The sequence below is a fragment of the Rhizobium sp. PK7-22 genome (genome assembly GCF_056530405.1).
This window is the reverse complement of record NZ_CP096514.1, coordinates 1624632-1643043: the sequence shown is the minus strand read 5'-3', so window position 1 is coordinate 1643043 and position 18412 is coordinate 1624632. Positions and strand designations below refer to the sequence as shown.

At 62.2% G+C, this 18412-nt stretch carries 18 protein-coding genes and 1 pseudogene; 10 read left to right on the top strand and 9 right to left on the bottom strand.

Annotated features, from left to right (window positions below; genetic code table 11):
* Positions 1 to 17: 17 nt before the first annotated feature.
* Genes M1E10_RS12605 through M1E10_RS12595 form a run of 3 tightly spaced genes read right to left on the bottom strand, consistent with a single transcriptional unit; the run spans position 18 to position 2907 of the window.
* Positions 18 to 839 (bottom strand): carbohydrate ABC transporter permease, encoded by an 822-nt coding sequence (locus M1E10_RS12605; protein WP_499176757.1) that lies wholly within the window; start codon positions 837 to 839, stop codon positions 18 to 20.
* The gene (locus M1E10_RS12600; protein ID WP_499176756.1) at positions 839 to 1765 is read right to left on the bottom strand and encodes a carbohydrate ABC transporter permease; all 927 of its coding nucleotides are present in this window, start codon (positions 1763 to 1765) and stop codon (positions 839 to 841) included. The genes M1E10_RS12605 and M1E10_RS12600 overlap by 1 nt, the downstream gene beginning before the upstream one ends.
* Positions 1762 to 2907, bottom strand: a complete 1146-nt coding sequence (locus M1E10_RS12595) for an ABC transporter ATP-binding protein (protein WP_499176755.1) — start codon at positions 2905 to 2907, stop codon at positions 1762 to 1764. The genes M1E10_RS12600 and M1E10_RS12595 overlap by 4 nt, the downstream gene beginning before the upstream one ends.
* 285 nt (positions 2908 to 3192) lie before the next feature.
* On the opposite strand from M1E10_RS12595, the gene M1E10_RS12590 reads away from it, so the two are divergent.
* From M1E10_RS12590 to M1E10_RS12580, 3 genes are all read left to right on the top strand, one after another.
* Complete coding sequence (locus M1E10_RS12590; protein ID WP_499176754.1) at positions 3193 to 3378, top strand: CsbD family protein; 186 nt, start codon at positions 3193 to 3195, stop codon at positions 3376 to 3378.
* A gap of 90 nt (positions 3379 to 3468) precedes the next feature.
* A complete protein-coding gene (locus M1E10_RS12585) occupies positions 3469 to 3654 on the top strand; it encodes a hypothetical protein (RefSeq protein WP_499176753.1) in 186 nt (61 codons plus the stop codon).
* Positions 3655 to 3768: 114 nt separating this feature from the next.
* A complete protein-coding gene (locus M1E10_RS12580; protein ID WP_499176752.1) occupies positions 3769 to 5151 on the top strand; it encodes a M20 family metallopeptidase in 1383 nt (460 codons plus the stop codon).
* 4 nt (positions 5152 to 5155) lie between these two features.
* On the opposite strand, the gene M1E10_RS12575 is transcribed toward M1E10_RS12580, so the two are convergent.
* Both M1E10_RS12575 and M1E10_RS12570 read right to left on the bottom strand, forming a co-directional pair.
* Positions 5156 to 6970 (bottom strand): putative bifunctional diguanylate cyclase/phosphodiesterase, encoded by a 1815-nt coding sequence (locus tag M1E10_RS12575; RefSeq protein ID WP_499176751.1) that lies wholly within the window; start codon positions 6968 to 6970, stop codon positions 5156 to 5158.
* A 312-nt stretch (positions 6971 to 7282) separates the two neighbouring features.
* Complete coding sequence (locus tag M1E10_RS12570) at positions 7283 to 9172, bottom strand: sigma-54 interaction domain-containing protein (protein WP_499176750.1); 1890 nt, start codon at positions 9170 to 9172, stop codon at positions 7283 to 7285.
* A gap of 178 nt (positions 9173 to 9350) precedes the next feature.
* On the opposite strand from M1E10_RS12570, the gene M1E10_RS12565 reads away from it, so the two are divergent.
* The 5 genes from M1E10_RS12565 (at position 9351) to M1E10_RS12545 (ending at position 13504) form a co-directional block, all read left to right on the top strand.
* Positions 9351 to 10721 carry a CmpA/NrtA family ABC transporter substrate-binding protein gene (locus M1E10_RS12565; protein WP_499176749.1) on the top strand — a complete coding sequence of 457 codons (1371 nt, stop codon included), beginning with the start codon at positions 9351 to 9353 and terminating at the stop codon, positions 10719 to 10721.
* Between the two features lies 1 nt (position 10722).
* The gene (ntrB, locus tag M1E10_RS12560; protein ID WP_499176748.1) at positions 10723 to 11562 is read left to right on the top strand and encodes an ABC transporter permease; all 840 of its coding nucleotides are present in this window, start codon (positions 10723 to 10725) and stop codon (positions 11560 to 11562) included.
* Positions 11562 to 12458: an ABC transporter ATP-binding protein gene (locus tag M1E10_RS12555; RefSeq protein WP_499176747.1), complete on the top strand. Its 897-nt coding sequence runs from the start codon at positions 11562 to 11564 to the stop codon at positions 12456 to 12458. Before ntrB ends, M1E10_RS12555 begins: the two co-directional genes overlap by 1 nt.
* 32 nt (positions 12459 to 12490) lie before the next feature.
* Positions 12491 to 12973: a cyanase gene (gene cynS, locus M1E10_RS12550; protein WP_499176746.1), complete on the top strand. Its 483-nt coding sequence runs from the start codon at positions 12491 to 12493 to the stop codon at positions 12971 to 12973.
* Between the two features lie 69 nt (positions 12974 to 13042).
* Positions 13043 to 13504 (top strand): nuclear transport factor 2 family protein, encoded by a 462-nt coding sequence (locus M1E10_RS12545; protein WP_499176745.1) that lies wholly within the window; start codon positions 13043 to 13045, stop codon positions 13502 to 13504.
* An 18-nt stretch (positions 13505 to 13522) separates the two neighbouring features.
* Here the strand turns inward: M1E10_RS12545 and M1E10_RS12540 are convergent, their stop codons facing one another.
* Positions 13523 to 14149: a class I SAM-dependent methyltransferase gene (locus M1E10_RS12540; protein WP_499176744.1), complete on the bottom strand. Its 627-nt coding sequence runs from the start codon at positions 14147 to 14149 to the stop codon at positions 13523 to 13525.
* An 11-nt stretch (positions 14150 to 14160) separates the two neighbouring features.
* Complete coding sequence (locus tag M1E10_RS12535) at positions 14161 to 14829, bottom strand: pseudouridine synthase family protein (protein ID WP_499176743.1); 669 nt, start codon at positions 14827 to 14829, stop codon at positions 14161 to 14163.
* Positions 14830 to 15151: 322 nt separating this feature from the next.
* On the opposite strand from M1E10_RS12535, the pseudogene M1E10_RS12530 reads away from it, so the two are divergent.
* Positions 15152 to 15372, top strand: a pseudogene (locus tag M1E10_RS12530) (hypothetical protein); the annotation flags it as partial.
* Positions 15373 to 15836: 464 nt separating this feature from the next.
* Positions 15837 to 15935, top strand: a complete 99-nt coding sequence (locus M1E10_RS12525; protein WP_499176742.1) for a peptidoglycan-binding domain-containing protein — start codon at positions 15837 to 15839, stop codon at positions 15933 to 15935.
* A gap of 247 nt (positions 15936 to 16182) precedes the next feature.
* Here the strand turns inward: M1E10_RS12525 and wecB are convergent, their stop codons facing one another.
* Positions 16183 to 17316 carry a non-hydrolyzing UDP-N-acetylglucosamine 2-epimerase gene (gene wecB / locus M1E10_RS12520; protein ID WP_499176741.1) on the bottom strand — a complete coding sequence of 378 codons (1134 nt, stop codon included), beginning with the start codon at positions 17314 to 17316 and terminating at the stop codon, positions 16183 to 16185.
* Positions 17309 to 17515: a hypothetical protein gene (locus tag M1E10_RS12515; protein ID WP_499177165.1), complete on the bottom strand. Its 207-nt coding sequence runs from the start codon at positions 17513 to 17515 to the stop codon at positions 17309 to 17311. The genes wecB and M1E10_RS12515 overlap by 8 nt, the downstream gene beginning before the upstream one ends.
* Positions 17516 to 18412 lie beyond the last annotated feature (897 nt).

Below are 18412 nucleotides of genomic sequence, written 5' to 3'. Positions count from 1 at the left end.
GCTTCATGCGGGGCGGATCACTTGACTCCGGTCATGGTGATCCCCGCGATGAAATGTCGGCGCACGAGCAGGAAGCAGACCAGCATCGGCGCGGTAATGATGGTCGCGCCGGCCATCAGCGCGCCGTAGTTCGCACCGGACTCGACGTCGGCGAAATACAGCATCCCGAGGGGCGGCGGCGCGAGATTGGTGTCGGAGACGACGATCATCGGCCAGTAGAGGTCGTTCCAGTGCGCCACGAGGGAAAACACCGAGAAGGCGGCGAGCGAGGGCAGCGAACCGCGCAGCACGAGGCGCCAGCAGATCTCCATCTCGGAGAAGCCATCCATCCGCGCCGCCTCGATGATCTCATTGGGGTAGCTGCGGAAGGACTGGTGAAACAGGAAGATCGCAAACACCGACAGGAAGAAGGGCATCATCATGGCGAAGTAGGTGTTGAGCAGTTCGGTCATCGCCAGACCGACGAAGAGCGGCAGCGCCAGCGCCTGGATCGGCACGCAGAGGGCGGCAATCACCAGGGTCATCAGCAGCCTGCGGCCCGGGAAGCGGAGCTTGGCCAGCGCATAGGCGGCGGGCACCGCCGTCAGCACCTGCACGATCAGGATGCCGAGGCAGACGATGACGCCGTTCAGCATGAAGCGGGCCATGGGCACCTGGCTTGCGGCGCGCGAGAAGTTCTCTGCCGCCGAGAAGTCTTTCGGGATCGGCCAGAGCGAGACATCGAAGATTTCCGCCGACGAGCGGATCGACGTCAGGAACATCCAGTAGAAGGGCAGCAGCATGACGAAGGCGCCGAGGGCGAGGACGAGATGCGGCAGGTATCTGCGAACGTGGGCCATCAGTAATGCACCTTCCGGTCCATGTGCACCGTCTGCCAGATCGACAGGATCAGCACGATTGCCAGGAAGATCAGCGTCAGCGCTGCGGCGTAGCCGGTGTTGGAATATTCGAAGCCCTCGAGATAGAGGTTGAAGAGCAGCGTCTCGGAGCCGAAGCGGCCCTTGGTCAGCACGGCGACCGTCTCGAAGACCTTGAAGGCGGAGATCGAGGTGGTGACGACGACGAACATCGTGGTCGGGCCGAGGATCGGCCAGGTGACCGTGAAGAAGCGGTCGATCGGGTTCTTGGCGCCGTCGAGGCGGGCGGCCTCGTAGAGGTCCTTGGGGATCGCGGTGAGACCGGCGAGGAACAGCACCATGTTGAAGCCGAGCACCTGCCAGATGCCGATCATGGCCATGGTCGGGATCAGCAGCACCGGATTCGAGAGGAAGGCGACGGGCTCGAGGCCGAACCACTTGATGGCGGCATTGACCGGGCCGATGGTGGGATGCAGCAGGAACTGCCAGACGGTCGCCATGGCCACCAGCGTCGCGGTCACCGGCAGGAAATAGGCCACTTCCCAGAAGGCGCGGCTGCGCTTGCGGTTGTAGACCAGCAGTGCGACGCCGAGCGCCAGGAAGACGCCGAGGGGAATGACGATCGCCGCATAGAGGACGGTGTTGCTGAGCGCCCGCAGGAACACGTCGTCGTCCATGGCGGCGGTGAAGTTCTGCAGGCCGACGAAATTGATGGAGAGTGCACCGAGCTGGTAGTCCGTCACCGAGAAGACGGCGAGCACGATCATCGGCAGGATGTAGATGGCGATGAGCAGGAGGGCGGCCGGGGCGACGAAGGCAAGGCCGCGTAGGGTCATGCGCCGGTCTGTCCGCGACCGGCTGGGGGCGGTTGCGACAGAGGCGTTAGCGGGGAAATCCGTCGCCGTCATGCCGCCACCCGCTCGCGCACCGAGAGTTCGCGGCGTGCACCGTCGGCGCCGAACAGATGGGCCCGTTCCAGCGCGAAGGCGAGATAAGTCAGGCCGTCGGCGCCGGTCTCGAGCGTCTCGCCGGCTAGTTGCCGCAGGGTAATCCGCACCGTCTCGTCGGCCAGGAGCTGGCAGCTGACGAAGCGATCGGCGCCATGGGTTTCGGCACGCAGCACGCGCACGGCCAGGCCTTCGGCGGCGGGGCGCAGGTCTTCCGAGCGGATGCCGAGGGTCGCGGGACCGGCGTGCGCGGTGGCCGCCTGCAGTCCGAGATCCTGACCGAAGGCTGCCACCCTGCCCTGCGTGTCGATCTCGACCGGCAGCAGATTGATCGACGGGGTGCCGATGAAGCGCGCGACCGTCAGCGTTGCGGGGCTGCGGTAGAGCTCGTCGGGCGTGCCGAGCTGTTCGATGCGGCCTTCCGACATCAGCGCGATGCGGTCGGACATCGTCATCGCCTCGATCTGGTCGTGCGTGACATAGATGAAGGTGGCGCCGAGGCGTCGATGCAGGGAGGCCAGTTCCTCGCGCATGTGGGCGCGCAGCTTGGCGTCCAGGTTGGACAGCGGCTCGTCCATCAGGAAGGCGGCCGGCGAGCGCACCAAGGCGCGCGCCAAGGCCACGCGCTGGCGCTGGCCACCGGACAGCTGCGCCGGCTTGCGGTCCAGCAGATGGGGAATATGCAGCGTTTCGGCGGCCTGTTCGACGGCGGCATCGATGTCTCGCAGCGTCTGCGACGGCGCAAACAGCCCGCCGATCAAAGGCAGCCGTGCCGACAGTGGCAGGCGGCGCATGCGCAGCGGCGTGGCGATGTTCTGGCGGACGTTCATGTGCGGATAGAGCGCGTAGGACTGGAAGACCATGGCGAGGTTGCGCTCGCTCGGGTCCATGTCTGTGACGTCACTGCCGCCGATCGAGACGGTGCCGCTATCCGGCGCCTCGAGGCCTGCGATCATCCGCAGAAGGGTGGACTTGCCGCAGCCCGACATGCCGACGAGAGACAGAAACTCGCCCGGGCGGACGGAGAGATCGATCCCCTTCAGGACGTTTTCCGTCCCGAAGCTCTTGCCTATGCCCCGAAGTTCTACCGATTGCGGCGTCATACTGCGCTCCTGTTTCAGCGGCGCGTATGGAGCTTTCAGATGACAGACAGACTACGGTTTCAAGAAGTTTTAGTGACGCGGCGCGGGAGGCTCTCCATCCATTTTTGCGTATAGGTCTCAAACATTTATCGCGAATTCCCTAATATTCGCTGCCGCCGCATTTGGGCTGGAAGTGTACATCCGACCGGCGAACGTACCTGCCTCGCAAAGCTTTGCCGAGTGGACAGTCAGGAACCATGAGCCATTGCCGTCGTTGGACTCGGTCAACCCGAAAGGAGATCCCAGATGAACAGCACGATGGACAAGATGAAGGGCAAGGGCAACGAGATCGCCGGCAAGGCACAGCAGTCCGCCGGCGACGCCACCGGCAATGACGACATGAAGGCAGGCGGCGCAAAGCAGGAAGCAAAGGGCGATCTGCAGCAGGCCAAGGGCGATGCCAAGGACGCCGCGAAGAAAGTGACCGAGTAACCGCGCGCTTCACCGTCCACCTTCCGGGGCAGGCCGCCGGCCAAGCCCCGGTGAGGTGACCTGAAGAAGCAACTGCTTGTGAGGTCCAGGATGATCCAGAAGCGCGAAGACACTCCCGAACGGCGCGCGGCACCCCTGCTGCCGGTCGCCATCCTAGGCACCGTGGTGGTTGCGATCATCGCTTATCTCCTGGTCGGCAGCATGCTGCTGGACGAGGACCCAAACGGGGATGCAACGATAGAGCCCGCGGCCCGGGAGCAACCGGTTGGCGGTTAGCCAACGAAGCCCGCCGCACATCCTGCCGTACCCTTCTGCTGGCCTTCCCTGGCGGCCGGAAACGCCCTTCTATCCGTTGTTGTCGCGCGGTGCGGCCTCGGGTACGAAAGAGGGATGGATAGACATGATGTTCTTGCTCAGGCTTCGGCCTATGTTTCCACCGGCGCATTGATCGCCGACCTGGCGGGGCTGGTCGCGCGGCGCTCCGTCAGCCAGTCGGAAGGACGGCCGGACGCGCTTCTGGCCTATCTCGAGAGCGACATGCGGCCGATGCTGCAGGCGATCGGCTTTGCCTGCGATATCTTCGACAATCCGCGCGAGGGCGGTGCGCCGCTGTTGATTGCCAACCGCGTCGAGGACGAAGCCCTGCCGACCGTGCTGGTCTACGGCCATGGCGACGTCTGCAACGGCGAGGCGCAGCGGTGGCGCGAGGGGCTGGATCCCTTCGTGCTGACCGTCGAGGGCGACAAGCTCTACGGCCGCGGCACGGCGGATAACAAGATCCAGCATCTCATTAACATCAAGGCGCTGGAGACCATCATCAGGGCGCAGGGCCGGCTCGGCTTCAACGCCAAGATCATCATCGAGATGGCGGAGGAGACCGGCTCCTACGGCCTTCGCGAATTCTTCGCGCTGCAGAAGGAGGCGCTCTCGGCCAATGTGCTGATCGCCTCCGATGGGCCGCGGCTCGCCATCGATACGCCGACCATGTTCATGGGCTCGCGCGGCGGCCTGTCCTTCGATCTCGTCGTCCACCTCAGGGACAGCGACCACCACTCCGGAAACTTCGGCGGCCTGCTGGCCGATCCGGTGATCATCCTGTCACATGCCATCGCCTCGATCGTCGACGCGCGCGGCCAGATCCGGATCGCCGAATGGCGGCCGACGAGCCTGACGCCGGAGATCCGCGCGACGTTGAAGGATCTGCCACCGCGCCGGCACGACGCCGACTGGGGCGAGAGCACGCTCACCCCTTCGGAACGCGTGTTCGGCTGGAATTCGCTGGCGGTACTCGCCATTGCCGCCGGCAATATCGATGCGCCGCAGAACGCCATCTCCGGATCGGCGCGGGCCACCTGCCAGCTGCGGTTCGTCGTCGGCACCGACATGGAGGAGATCCTGCCGGCGCTTCGCCGTCATCTCGATGCCCATGGGTTTGCCATGGTCGAAGTGCGGGCGTCCAAAGGCGAGCCGTTCAAGGCCACCCGCTTTCCGCCCGATCATCCCTGGATCGCCTTCGTCGAGCGGTCGATCACCGCGTCCACAGGTCGCAAGCCACATGTGCTGCCGAACCTCGCGGGCTCGCTCCCCAACGACGCCTTCACGGATATTCTCGGCCTCCCCACCATCTGGATCCCGCATTCCCACGCCGAATGCGGACAGCATGGGCCGAACGAGCATGCCCTTCTCACCATTGCGGAAGAGGGAATGCGCATCATGACGGCGCTGTTTCTCGACATTGCGGCGCATGCGGGAGAGCTGAAACAGGCCGGGTGACAAGCTAGGAGACGTTGCGCTTCTTGCTGTGCTCTCCCAGCGGCTGACCGAACCGTTCCAGCAGATCAGCCGCGGCCGTGCGATCGACCGCCCTGGAGAAGAGGTAGCCCTGGCCGAGCTGGCAGCCCAGATCCAGCAGGTGATCCACCTGAGACTGAACCTCGATCCCTTCGGCGACGACCCGGATGCCGAGATTGCGGGCGATCCCCATCAGGCCTTCGACGATGAAGATCCCGGCGTCGCCGGGCACGAGGCGGTCGATGAAGGACTTGTCGATCTTGATGATGTCGACGGGCACCGTCAGGAGATGGGTGAGCGACGCATACCCGGTGCCGAAATCGTCGAGCGCAACGCGCATTCCATCCGCCCGCAGCGCCTTGATGGCATCGGCCACCACGTGATCGCGCTGTCCCAGATAGACCGATTCCGTGACCTCCAGGATGATGTGGTCCAAGGGCACGCCGGCTTGGCCGAAAACCCTGCAGAGCCTCGTGCGCAGGTCGCCCGTATGGAAATCCGCAGCCGACAGGTTGATGCCGACGTGCTGGAGCGGAAGCCCCTTGTCCAGCCACGTGCGGATGTCGCCTGCGACGCGCTCCATCATCCGCTGCGTCAGCTCGGCCGCGATATGGGCGTCTTTCAGGGCCTCCTGGAACTTTGCGGCGGCAATGATCTCGCCCGAGGGCGCCGTCATGCGTGCCAGGGCCTCGAATCCAACGACCTCGCGGGTGTCGAGCCGAAAGATCGGCTGGTAGTGGGCGTCAAGCCGGTTTTCCCCCAAGGCGGCGCCCACCTCGTGTATCGCCCGGAAGCGGCGGGTCTGGGCTGTCCGCAAACCGTGATAATACTGGACATATTGACCACGGCTGCGTTCTTTCGCGTGGTACAGCGCCACGTCTGCATACTGGCGGATTTCCTCGGGATCGCTCCCCACGTCCGCAAATGCGCCGCCGATCGTTGCCGCCGGGTAAACGACGTGCCCATCGCAGGTCGAGGGCGATGAAAGGCCAGACAGGATGGCGCTAGCCCGGTTCGGCAGGTTGCCCGCTTCCGTGTCGCTCACGATGACGGCGAATTCATCGCCGCCCAGTCGAAAGGCAGTCCCGGCCCCGGCCGCCGTGGAGATCCGGTCGGCCACGACCTTGATCAAGGCATCTCCTGCTGCGTGGCCGAAGGTGTCGTTGATCTGCTTGAGGTTGTCGATGTCGGCGAGCAGTATGCCCCAGCGCTGGGCCGGCTTGGAGGATACCTCCGAGAGGACCTGGTTGAAGCGGGCCCGGTTGGGCAGGCCCGTCAAGGCGTCCGTATAGGTCAGGCGCTGACGCTCCAGCACCCGATCGCTTCGATCGATCGCGATCGAGCAGAGGTGGACACAGGCATCGACGAGCTTCTGCTCCAGGGCACTCGGGCCGCGGCGTTCACGATAGTAGAATGCAAAAGTACCCACCACGCGCTCGCCGCTCTTGATGGGGGACGACCAGCACGCCTTAAAACCGAGCGCCATGACACCAGCCCTGCCGTGCTGCCAGCGGGGATCCGTTTCGATGTCCGCCGCGGTCACCGGCTCACCGTAAAACGCGGCTGTTCCGCAGGAGCCGGCAAGCGGCCCGCTTTCCAGACCTTCAACCGCTGCCGAAAACTCTGAAGGAAGCGAAGGCCCGGCCAGCGGATGCAGGTACCTGCCATCGAACGCAAGCACCGAGACCGTAATGTCCGGCACCAGGGCCTCGACCTTGAGACACAGCTTATCGACAGTGGTTGCCAGGTCCTCGCCCTTGGCAATCATCTCGAGAATCGTGTTCTGCAGCTCGAGGATCATGGCGTAGCTCCCGTGGAGACGATGGATCCTTAGCAGGATGGGTTTCTCTTCCGGTTACGTCGTTAATTAGACTTGGATCAATTAGACAAAAGATAATTCTGCACCGCCAAGAGCCTTGCACCGCTCGAGCGGTGCTCGAATCCGTCTCCGTCGTGCCATCGCGCAATTGTCGAAGATGATCGATTCCGTGATCCATCGGCGCGCCGGGCTGTGGGTTGTCCGGCCGCAGTTCGTTCGGCGGGCGCCAGTCGCCACCCTCCTCTACGTCTTTTCGCTGCGCAGATTCCGCATCGCGGGTATAGCCGGGTCGCGTCACCGTGGCAGCGCGTCCAGATCCAGTCCGAAGGCCTTGATGCGCGATGCCAGGGTGGTCGGTTTCATGCCGAGGAGGCGCGCGGCGCCGCTTGGGCCGGAGACCCTGCAGCCGCAGGCCGTCAGCGCCGCGACGAGGTTGTCGCGCTCCAGGTCGCGCAGCTGCGCATCGGTCAGGATCTCATCTGCCGCGGGTCTCTGGCTCGCCCGGGTCGCCGTCGTTGCCTCGCGGCGATGCGCATCCGGGAGGTCGATCGTCAGCCGCCCGTTCTGGGAGAGGATGGCGGCGCGCTCGATGACGTTCTGAAGCTCGCGGACATTGCCCGGCCAGTCGTAGCGGCAGAGCTCGCGGATATCGGCTTCCGAAAACCGCAGATCCATGCGCTTCGACTGGCTTTCGCGATCGAGGAAATGCTGCGCCAGGAGCGGAATGTCGTCGCGTCGTTCACGCAAGGGCACGGAGACGATCGGGAAGACGTTCAGGCGGAAATAGAGATCCTCGCGGAACTGCCGGCGCTGGACGGCCTGCTTCAGATCCCGGTTGGTGGCGGCGATCAAGCGCACATCGACGCTGCGGGTCTTCTCCTCGCCGACCCGCTCGAAGACGCCCTCCTGCAGGACGCGCAGGAGCTTGCTCTGCAGCTCCAGCGGGATTTCACCGACCTCGTCCAAAAAGAGCGTGCCGCCGTCGGCAAGCTCGAAGCGGCCGATCCGGTCGCGGATCGCGCCGGTGAAGGCGCCGCGGACATGGCCGAAGAACTCGCTTTCGAAGAGTTCGCGCGGGATCGCCGCGCAGTTCACCCGGATCAGCGGCCGGTCGCGCCGGTCACTCGCCTCGTGGATGGCGCGGGCAATCAGCTCCTTGCCGGTGCCGGACTCGCCGGTGATCAGCACCGTCGCGCCGGTCGGCGCCACCAGGTGGATCTGCCGCAGGACCGCCTGGACGGGCGCCGAGGCGCCGACGATGCCGGAGGCGTTCATCTCGATGCGGATTTCCTCCTGCAGGTAGGCGTTCTCGTGCTCCAGGCGCTCGCGCAGCTGGTCCACCTCGGCGAGCGCTGCCCGCAGACGGCTGTCGGCCTCGCGCCGCTCGGTCACGTCGCGAAAGACAATGACGGCGCCGACGATGACATTGCGGTCGCGGATGGGGGTGGAGGTATATTCCACCCAGACCGGCGAGCCGTCCTTGCGCCAGAAGACCTCGTCGACGACGGTGTGCACGGCGCCATCCCGGAAGGCGGCGTAGATCGGGCAGTCTTCATGCGGGTAGTGCGTTCCATCGGGGCGCGTGTGATGCATGATCGAGTGGATGTCCCTGGCCACCAGTTCGTCGGCGGTCCAGCCCAGAATGCGCTCGGCTGCCGGATTGACGAAGGTCGTCTTGCCCTCTGCGTTGACGCCGTAGATCCCCTCGCCCGCAGCGCGCAAGATCAGGCGGTTTTCCCGTTCGATATCGCGGAAGACGCGCTCGGCCCGCTGCCATTCCGTCAGGCCGCCGCCCATGAAATCTTCTGCCGCAGAATCGATGGAGCGGCGCCGGCGCTCGTGCAGGTCGTGAAGGCAGACGATGATCAGCTGCCGGCTGCCGTCGATCGGCAGACGCGAGCCGATGTACTCGACCTCCACCTCGCGGCCTGTCGCGTGCCGTGGCCTGAGCGTCGTCGTCCAGTAGGAGCCCTTGTCGAGGATCGCCTGGGTGAAGACGATGAGCGTCGGTATCTGCCCGTCATGGAGCTCGGTCACCGTCATCTGCAGAAGTGCCGCATGGTCGTAGCCCAGGAGACGGCAGGCCGCTGAATTTGCCGCCACCACCTGATCCGCCACGGGATCGAAGATCATCTCCGGCTGCGGGGAGAGATCGAAGATCGAGCCGGTGAGCGCCTGGGCCATGACGAATTCTCGTGAATTTGAGTTACGAAAATTCGTATATCATGAAATGTCGTGATCCACCAACGGCGCCTGACGCGCCTGAAAGTGCCGATCACCCAAGGGTGTTGCGGCGGCGGGACCACTTGGCACGCGCATTGCAAGACCTGTTCCAGTCAATGGCACAAAGGGGAACAGTGCAATGTTCGATAATCCATTTGATGCGCGTACCGTCTTTCGATCCGGCTGCAACTGCGGCCAGCACAAAAGCCAGAGCGAACACGACCAGCAGATGCGGGCGCAGGAGGTCTCCTCCAGCACCGACAAGCAGTACGAGAACGTCGTAGCGACAGCCGTTCTGCGCGCCATGTTTCCGCAAGATGCCTCCCGGCGCGCCTTCCTGAAGGCGGTCGGCGCCAGCACGGCGGCAGCCGCCGTTGCGCAGTTCTTTCCGCTGGCCACCGCCACGGAAGCCTTTGCCGACACTGGCCCGATCGAGAAGCCGGACCTGAAGGTCGGCTTCATTCCGATCACCTGCGCCACGCCGATCATCATGGCTTCGCCGATGGGTTTCTACGAGAAGCACGGGCTGAACGTCGAGGTCATCAAGACGGCCGGCTGGGCCGTCATCCGCGACAAGACGCTGAACAAGGAATACGACGCGGCCCACATGCTGTCGCCGATGCCGCTCGCCATCAGCATGGGCATCGGCTCCAACCCGCAGCCCTATGCGATGCCGGCGGTGGAAAACATCAACGGCCAGGCCATCACGCTGGCGATGAAGCACAAGGACCGGCGCGACCCGAAAGACTGGAAGGGTTTCAAGTTCGGCGTGCCCTTCGACTATTCGATGCACAACTACCTGCTGCGCTACTATCTGGCCGAACACGGCATCGATCCGGACGCCGACGTGCAGATCCGCGCCGTGCCGCCACCGGAGATGGTGGCCAATCTCAGAGCCGAAAACCTCGACGGCTTCCTTGGCCCCGACCCGATGAACCAGCGCGCCGTCTACGATGGCGTCGGCTTCATCCACATCCTGACCAAGGACATCTGGGATGGCCATCCGTGCTGCGCCTTTGCGGCATCGAAGGAATTTATCGACACGATGCCCAATACCTACAGCGCGCTCCTGAAGTCGATCATCGATGCGACGGCCTATGCCCATGAGGCCGGCAACCGCAAGGAGATCGCCGCCGCCATCGCGCCCGCCAATTACCTGAACCAGCCGGAAACGGTGCTGGAGCAGATCCTGACCGGCACCTTCGCCGACGGCCTCGGCAACATCGTGCAGCAGCCGAACCGCGTCGATTTCGACCCCTTCCCGTACCAGTCCTTCGCCGTCTGGATCATGACCCAGATGAAGCGCTGGGGTCAGGTGCAGGGCGACATCAACTACGACGAGATCGCCTCCCAGGTGTTCCTCGCCACCGACACCTCCAAGATGATGGAAGAGCTCGGTATGACGCCGCCGAAGGAAACGAACAAGACCTTCGTGGTGATGGGCAAGACCTTCGATCCGGCCGAGCCCGAAGCCTATCTCGACAGCTTCGCCATCAAGAAAGTGAACTGAGGTGACTGCACCCCTTCCCTTGCGGGCAGCGCTGCTGTCGGCTCTCATCCTCGCCCTCTTCCTCGCTGCGTGGCACCTTGCCACGCAGTCGACGGGGCCGGTCGCGGACATGGACCCGGAATATGCGCGGCTGATGGGCGCCACGGCGACCACCGGCGTCTCGGCCATGCCCGGACCGCTCGATGTCGGCGCAAAACTATGGGAGCATCTGAGCGATCCTTTCTACGACAACGGACCCAACGACAAGGGTCTCGGCATCCAGCTCGGCTTTTCCATCGCCCGCGTGCTGCTCGGCTATTGCCTGGCGGTTCTCGTCGCCATTCCGCTCGGCTTCCTGATCGGCATGTCGCCGCTCGTCAGCCGCGCGGTCGATCCCTTCGTGCAGATCCTGAAACCCATCTCGCCGCTCGCCTGGATGCCGCTAGCTCTCTACACCATCAAGGATTCCAACATTTCGGCGATCTTCGTCATCTTCATCTGCGCGCTCTGGCCGATGCTGATCAATACCGCCTTCGGCGTCTCTGCCGTGCGCCGCGAGTGGATCAATGTCGCCCGCACGCTGGAGGTCGGTCCGATCCGCCGCGCCTATGCGGTGATCCTGCCGGCGGCCGCGCCGACGATCCTGACGGGCATGCGGATCTCGATCGGCATCGCCTGGCTCGTCATCGTCGCCGCCGAGATGCTCGTTGGCGGAACCGGCGTCGGCTACTTCGTCTGGAACGAGTGGAACAACCTTTCGATCACCAATGTGATCATCGCCATCCTGGTGATCGGCGTGGTCGGCATGCTGTTCGATCAGATCCTCGCCCGCCTGACGCGCCTCGTGACATTTCCGGAGTAATGATGAGCAAGTTCATTTCCATCGAGGCCATTGCCCGCCAATATCCCGGCAAGCCGGGGTCGCCGCCGACGACGATCTTCCAGGACCTGTGGCTAACGCTCGAGCGCGGCGAATTCGGCTGCGTCATCGGTCACTCGGGCTGCGGCAAGACGACGATCCTCAACATTCTCGCCGGCCTCGATGCCCCGAGCGAAGGCGAGGTCATCGTCGACGGCCAGGCGATCTCCGGCACCAGCCTCGACCGCGCCGTCATCTTCCAGAGCCATGCACTGCTGCCCTGGCGCACGGTTCTCGGCAATGTGGCCTTCGCCGTCTCCTCCAAATGGCCGAAGTGGACGCGAAGCCAGGTTGCCGCACATGCCGGGAGCTTCATTGATCTCGTCGGTCTTTCGGGCTCCGAACACAAGCGACCGTCGGAGCTTTCGGGCGGCATGAAGCAGCGGGTCGGCATTGCACGGGCATTGTCGATCACCCCGAAGATCCTGCTGATGGACGAGCCCTTTTCGGCGCTCGACGCCCTGACGCGCGGCACCCTGCAGGACGAGGTCCGGCGCATCTGCCTGGAAACCGGGCAGACCTCGCTGCTGATCACCCATGATGTCGACGAGGCGATCTATCTCGCCGACAAGATCTTCCTGATGACCAATGGTCCGGGCGCCGTGCTCGCCGAGGTGGTGGCCAATCCGCTGCCGAAGGATCGCACGCGCGTCGACCTGCACCGGCACCCTGACTACTACCCGATGCGCAACCACATCGTCGACTTTCTGGTCACCCGCAGCCGCACGTTCCGCGACACGGTGCCGGACCACGACCCGCGCCAGGTTCCGGTGGTGAGCCCCAGAGCCTCGGTTGACGCCCCCTTTTCCAGTCCCGCTGCGGCCGCCGTCCGCAGCTGAACCAAGCCTCAAGCAAACGATAGGAGACCCCCATGAAGCGCGAAGACCTCACGGAAAAACTGCTCGACATCAAGCGCGAGAAGGGTTGGACCTGGAAATACATCTGCGAGACAATCGGCGGCTCTTCGGAGGTGCTGATCGTCGGCGCCATCCTCGGCCAGATGAAGCTTGCCAAGCCGCAGGCGGAAAATGCCGGCGAGCTCTTCGGCCTGTCGCGGCCGGAGATCCGCATGCTGAATGAAACGCCGATGCGCGGCATGCCGATGCCCCCGACCGATCCCCTGATCTACCGTTTCTACGAGCTGGTGATGGTTAACGGCCCGGCCTGGAAGGCGCTGATCGAGGAGGAATACGGCGACGGCATCATGTCGGCCATCGACTTCGACATGACCATGGAGCGCCTGCCCAACCCGCGCGGCGACCGCGTCAAGATGGTGATGTCCGGCAAGTTCCTGCCCTACAAATATTACGGCGCCAGCGGCAATGTGCCGGAGTATGGTTTCAAGGAAGAATAACCGCCATCACCTCGGTCCGGCCGAGACGCCGGACCGAGGTGATCTTTCTCGGGGAGGGAAAACAGGACCATGGTAAAGCTCGTACCGCCTTTCACGCTGGAAACAGCGATAGCAAAAGTGCGCATGGCCGAAGACGGCTGGAACAGCCGCGACCCGCAGCGGGTGTCGCTCGTCTATACGCCCGACAGCCGCTGGCGAAACCGCACGGATTTCCCGGTGGGGCGGGCCGAGATCGTCGCCTTCCTGACCCGCAAATGGGCGAAAGAGCTGGACTACCGGCTGATCAAGGAGTTGTGGACCTTTGCCGACAACCGCATCGCGGTGCGCTTTGCCTACGAGTGGCACGACGACAGCGGCAACTGGTTCCGCTCCTACGGCAACGAGAACTGGGAGTTCGACGCCGACGGCCTGATGCAGCGGCGCTTCGCCTCGATCAACGACATGCCGATCGCGATTGAGGATCGCAAGTTCCACTGGCCGCTCGGACGCCGCCCGGACGACCACCCGGGTTTGTCCGACCTCGGGCTGTAGGTAACCCGGCGCCCTTGCTCAGGCGAGCGTCTCCGGGATCTTCGCCTTGACGAAGACGTCATAGCGGGTGCTTTTTCCGAGGATCTGGTAGGACGGCTTGCGCACGCCCGGCATCGGCTCGCCGCGCAGCGGCCACTTCAGGACGACACGGTATTGCGCCGCCTCAAGGGCGACCTCCATGAGCTCAACGGAATCGGAATCTGTGCCGACGATTTCGCGGATCAGCCGCATCTCCTTCTTCACCAGCGCCGTCTTGTCGCGCGGCGGATGCATGGGATCGATCAGCACGACCTGCGGGTTCAGCTGCGGCAGCAGGTCCCGAGATTCGCCCTGGATCAGCGTCATGCGGGCGACCGCCTCGGCGTAGCGCCCGCCTTCCGCCCTCGCCCGCTCCAGTCCTTCGGCGAGCAGATCATGCATCACGGCGGAGCGTTCGATGAGCGTGACGCGGGCGCCGAGCGAGGCGAGAAAGAAGGCATCGCGGCCAAGGCCGGCGGTCGCATCGACGATCTGTGGCGTCACGCCGCTCGCAAAGCCGGCCGCCTTCGGCAGATCCTGCCGGCGTCCCTCGCCGGCGCGAAACCGGTGGCCGACGGCACCGCCGACAAAATCGACGATCAGGGGCGTTTTCTCGAGGTTCTGCACGCTGTCCGATCTCAGAAGGGTGTGGGGGCCGTGAAGGTGATGTCCGACCCGTTGGGATGGCGAAAGCCTAATTCCTCGGCGTGGAGAAGCAAGCGGGGCGCGGCCGAAAGCGCCTCCCCTTCGGCATAGAATTCATCGCCGAGGATGACGTGGCCGAGCGCCTTCATGTGGACGCGCAGCTGATGGGTGCGCCCCGTCAGCGGAAACAGGCGCAGGCGCGTGCTGTTCTCGCCGTAGCCGATCACCTGCCAGCGCGTCTGCGCCGGCTTGCCGTTCTCAAGATCGACCCGGTGGCGAGGCTTGTTGTCCGGGTCGATCGCCAGCGGCAGGTCGATCAAGCCTTCCGTCTCCGTCACCCGGCCCCAGACCTCGGCGACATAGGATTTTCTTGCGGTGCGCGCCTCGAACTGCGCGGCGACAAAGGCATGCGCCTTGCGGTTGCGCGACATGACCACCACGCCGGAGGTGTCCTTATCCAGCCGATGGACGATCAGGGCCTTGGGGAACTCCTGCTGCACGCGCGTCAAAAGACTGTCCGACAGCGCCGGATGCCGCCCCGGCACCGACAGCAGCCCGCTCGGCTTATCGAACACCAGCAGATCCGCATCCTGGTGCAAACAGGTCAGATAGGGTTCCAGCGGCGGATGGTAGATCGGATCTGGTTCGGGGAGGTTAGCCATGGCGGGCGTTTATCATATTCGGGGCGCTGGGGAAGGTGGTGGGGTGGGGGGGAAGCGGGCTGAGCACTCTCTGTCTCGCGGGATCGGCTGGGGCGCCGGAATTCCCAGCTAAGGATTCCGCCGTTTTTCAAGTCCCTGAAGAGGCTGTCATATCCCAATCACCTGATGTTCGTGTACGACAGTCTTGTACTACAGTCCTGTGCGGCTGTCCGGGGGGCCTTTCGCACGCTATAACCGAGGCTCGTTTAAGGTTTCTACCTCGTCAGATCACGTCCATACAGGATGCGCCCCAGAAGTTGATGCCGTCATCTACAGTTTGAGCTTGATCAGCATTGTCAATGATGTCACGAGTGAGTGCCTCGCAGCGCCCCCCACTTCGATCTCCGCGTGTGGCTCGCGAACTGCGACAATCGTCAAAAGACGCGGCGAATCCGGCATGATCGCATCCAACAATCGCACTGATTCAGGTCGAATGCAGTCCTGGCCTGGTCTAGGAATAACAAGGTCGGGTGGCACTACATCGCTCCGGGCAAGCCGATGCAGACGCAGTCGGGCGGACTGAGCGCCAGACGCCAAAGACCACGATCTAAACGTCACAGGATATGGTAACGAGCATTGCATTAGTGTGGGCAATGACGACTGACACGGTCGCTATTTTAGATTGTCCGACCCGATCTGCACTTCTTCACTCTGATAGGTCCGACTGCGGACTCTTGCTTCCGCCAGAAGTTTCGCGCCAGAGGTGTTAAGGTGCCCGTAGTCCCATGAAATCAAATCCGTAGGATCGTCCGAAACGCGCGACAGGCATCCTGAAGCGTTGCAGAAGCTCTCCACAGCGGACACATAGGAGACATCCTAAGCCACGCCCCAGCCGAGCCATCAATATCGGCAAAGATCACTCCGGCCCTCGGCAACTGGCCTTCCCGTGCCCAAATCTGACTTCCCACCGAGGAACGCTACCATGAACACAACCTTGCATTCTCAGCAGCTCTGGTCTGCAGCGGCGCTTGACCGCGCTTGGCTACGACCCTGGCCCTGCTGACGGCATACGTGGGCCGCAGACAATTGCCGCCGCGAAGGGTTCCAGGATGATGCGGTTGGCATGATGGTCTATGGCATTGCCGACCAGTCGCCCATGGCGGTGCTGAAGCAGGCGGAGACCCGGTTAAGCCGCAGCGGCCGGAGCCTGACAAGGGTGCGGTGGCGCAGCTGTTGCAGGACGGCTATTTCGAATCCTTCGACGGCCATCCAACCAACATGACACGCCCTACCGCGAGACGGCACCAATCATGTCAGGTCTCCCACAAATAAGCTAAAGACCGGACATCCGTCCTACGCTGTGTCGGCGCACTATTATTCATTCACTGACCACACCGTTCTCTTCACATACCCAATGTAGCTCAGGACAATCCTGAGGACTTGCTGGGACACCATATTAGTTTCGTAGTCAGCGACTTTCCCAAGAATGCGGCTGGACCCGCTTCTCTGCTGTATGATGACGCGAACAGCTTCAAGAACTCGCGACTTCGAAAGACCTGCCATGATCAATGTTCCAACATCCATCCCCTCCGGACGCTCATGAGCATTGCGAATCGTTATGGCGGGCAAGTCAAGTAACGACGCTTCTTCGGTAATAGTACCACTATCCGAGATCACGCAGAGCGCTTCCATCTGAAGTCGAACATAGTCTGTGAAACCGAATGGTTTCAGAAACTGGATACGAGCATCAAACTCAGCCCTGTCAGTCAATGAAGTCAGCCGGTTAGCGGTTCTCGGATGTGTGGAAACGATTACTGGAACATCATATGTTTCAGCCAGAGCATTTAGAGTTTCAAGCAAGTCTCTGAGATTTTCCGCGCTGTCTACGTTTTCCTCCCGGTGCGCGCTAACAATGAAATAAGTGCCAGGTGTCAAACCGAGGGTGGATAATATTCCTGAGCTCTTGATCTTCGGCATATAGAAGTCAAGAACCTCATGCATATGGGAACCGGTCTTTATGACTGTTTCAGGTCGTATGCCTTCCGCTATCAGGTATCGGCGGGCATGCTCGGTCAACACGAGGTTTATGTCACTCAAGTGATCGAGCACCTTCCGGTTCAATTCTTCCGGCACACGCTGGTCGAAACAACGATTGCCTGCCTCCATATGAAAAACGGGGATCTTTCGGCGTTTGGCAGAGATGACGGCGAGGCAAGAGTTTGTGTCCCCGTAAAGAAGTACCGCATCCGGCCGCTCCTTTTCCAGAACCACATCGGCCTTCTCGATCACGCGGCCAATCGTCTGTGCCGCAGTCGTGCCAACCGCATCAAGGAAATAATCGGGTTTACGGATACCCAGATCGTCGAAGAATATCTGATTAAGCTCATAGTCGTAATTCTGCCCGGTATGGACAAGTACATGCTCTGTATAGCGATCGAACTCCTCGATCACTCTGGACATCTTGATGAGCTCAGGGCGGGTCCCAACAATCGTCATTATCTTACGCACGCAGTTCACCCCGCACGTAGTCAAGCGTTAACAGAAGGCTCTTGATTCGAGAAACATCCAATCTAGTGGTGTTATGCGACGTATAATCGTCCAAGACCGAAACTTTGGTCTCGCCTTCGACGAAATATTTGTCATAGTTGAGATCCCTGTCATCAGCCGGCACCCGGTAATATTCACCAAGATCCTGCGCGCGCCTCATGTCCTTCGGAAGTTTTTCCACAACCGCGCATTAGTCTGGGCCAATCTCTCAGCAATACTTCAGCCCCAAATTATTGAAGGCGCTAGCCTAGCCTAATATACGAGTCTGTCGCCTAATCCCATTCTTTCAGGAAAATCAATGCAAAGGAGGGGAGCGTATCGCAACAGGCCCAACGGGCTCTCCCAGCGGGTGAATCCCGAGTCCTGTCGCCTCCAGATTATCATTCATAGCCCATAATACGTCTACCTGATCTTGTCTAACTCTCTCTAGTCACGAGAGATTGTCATTTGTTGCAACGGCACGGATGGGATAGATCGTGTCCCAGGGTGTGGTGTGGCAGGGCAGCAGTGGTCTTTCCAGCTTCCTATTCAAGAGAGCCGCAACAACCATTTCACTGGCGAGACCAAGCAATGGACAGAGATCGTTCGCATTCCCAACGATGACGCTGTCCGCCTGACGGGCGCACTGGGGCTCGAATAGGACGATGGTTTGCCGTTCAGCGGTCCCCTCCATACCCTTGAGATAATCGCGACAATCGGCGAATGTCTGCTCACTAAGTTGTCAGCCTCATGCTTACACATTCCAAGCTCGGTCCGGCAAGCACAGTGAGCGCCGAAGCTACACCACCTATTGGACCCGTCGCACATATGGAATTGCCATGATCCGGCACCCCAAAACCCTTCTGAATGCCGGATGAAGCGGACATCATTTTCGCATGTGCAACCTGATCAACATCGAAATTGTCATCAGTCAGCGCTTATTGATCTATATTGGTCATTGGATCCGTAAAGCCCGATCGCCAAAAATCGCGGCATTAACATCAACGCTTCCCCAGTCCATTTGGCAGGTACCGTTCCGCAGCAAGAATGTGCAAGCTTCTATAGTTCTTCGGTTGAA

Excerpts from the sequence above, each read along its gene's own strand:
- M1E10_RS12515 (WP_499177165.1), bottom strand. The coding sequence starts at position 17,515 with ATGAGGCGCGCGCAGGATCTTGGTGAATATTACCGGGTGCCGGCTGAT.
- M1E10_RS12585 (WP_499176753.1), top strand. The coding sequence starts at position 3,469 with ATGATCCAGAAGCGCGAAGACACTCCCGAACGGCGCGCGGCACCCCTG.
- M1E10_RS12580 (WP_499176752.1), top strand. The coding sequence starts at position 3,769 with ATGGATAGACATGATGTTCTTGCTCAGGCTTCGGCCTATGTTTCCACC.
- M1E10_RS12605 (WP_499176757.1), bottom strand. The coding sequence starts at position 839 with ATGGCCCACGTTCGCAGATACCTGCCGCATCTCGTCCTCGCCCTCGGC.
- M1E10_RS12595 (WP_499176755.1), bottom strand. The coding sequence starts at position 2,907 with ATGACGCCGCAATCGGTAGAACTTCGGGGCATAGGCAAGAGCTTCGGG.
- M1E10_RS12565 (WP_499176749.1), top strand. The coding sequence starts at position 9,351 with ATGTTCGATAATCCATTTGATGCGCGTACCGTCTTTCGATCCGGCTGC.
- M1E10_RS12575 (WP_499176751.1), bottom strand. The coding sequence starts at position 6,970 with ATGATCCTCGAGCTGCAGAACACGATTCTCGAGATGATTGCCAAGGGC.
- M1E10_RS12590 (WP_499176754.1), top strand. The coding sequence starts at position 3,193 with ATGAACAGCACGATGGACAAGATGAAGGGCAAGGGCAACGAGATCGCC.
- M1E10_RS12570 (WP_499176750.1), bottom strand. The coding sequence starts at position 9,172 with ATGGCCCAGGCGCTCACCGGCTCGATCTTCGATCTCTCCCCGCAGCCG.
- M1E10_RS12535 (WP_499176743.1), bottom strand. The coding sequence starts at position 14,829 with ATGGCTAACCTCCCCGAACCAGATCCGATCTACCATCCGCCGCTGGAA.
- M1E10_RS12600 (WP_499176756.1), bottom strand. The coding sequence starts at position 1,765 with ATGACGGCGACGGATTTCCCCGCTAACGCCTCTGTCGCAACCGCCCCC.
- M1E10_RS12545 (WP_499176745.1), top strand. The coding sequence starts at position 13,043 with ATGGTAAAGCTCGTACCGCCTTTCACGCTGGAAACAGCGATAGCAAAA.
- M1E10_RS12555 (WP_499176747.1), top strand. The coding sequence starts at position 11,562 with ATGATGAGCAAGTTCATTTCCATCGAGGCCATTGCCCGCCAATATCCC.
- cynS (WP_499176746.1), top strand. The coding sequence starts at position 12,491 with ATGAAGCGCGAAGACCTCACGGAAAAACTGCTCGACATCAAGCGCGAG.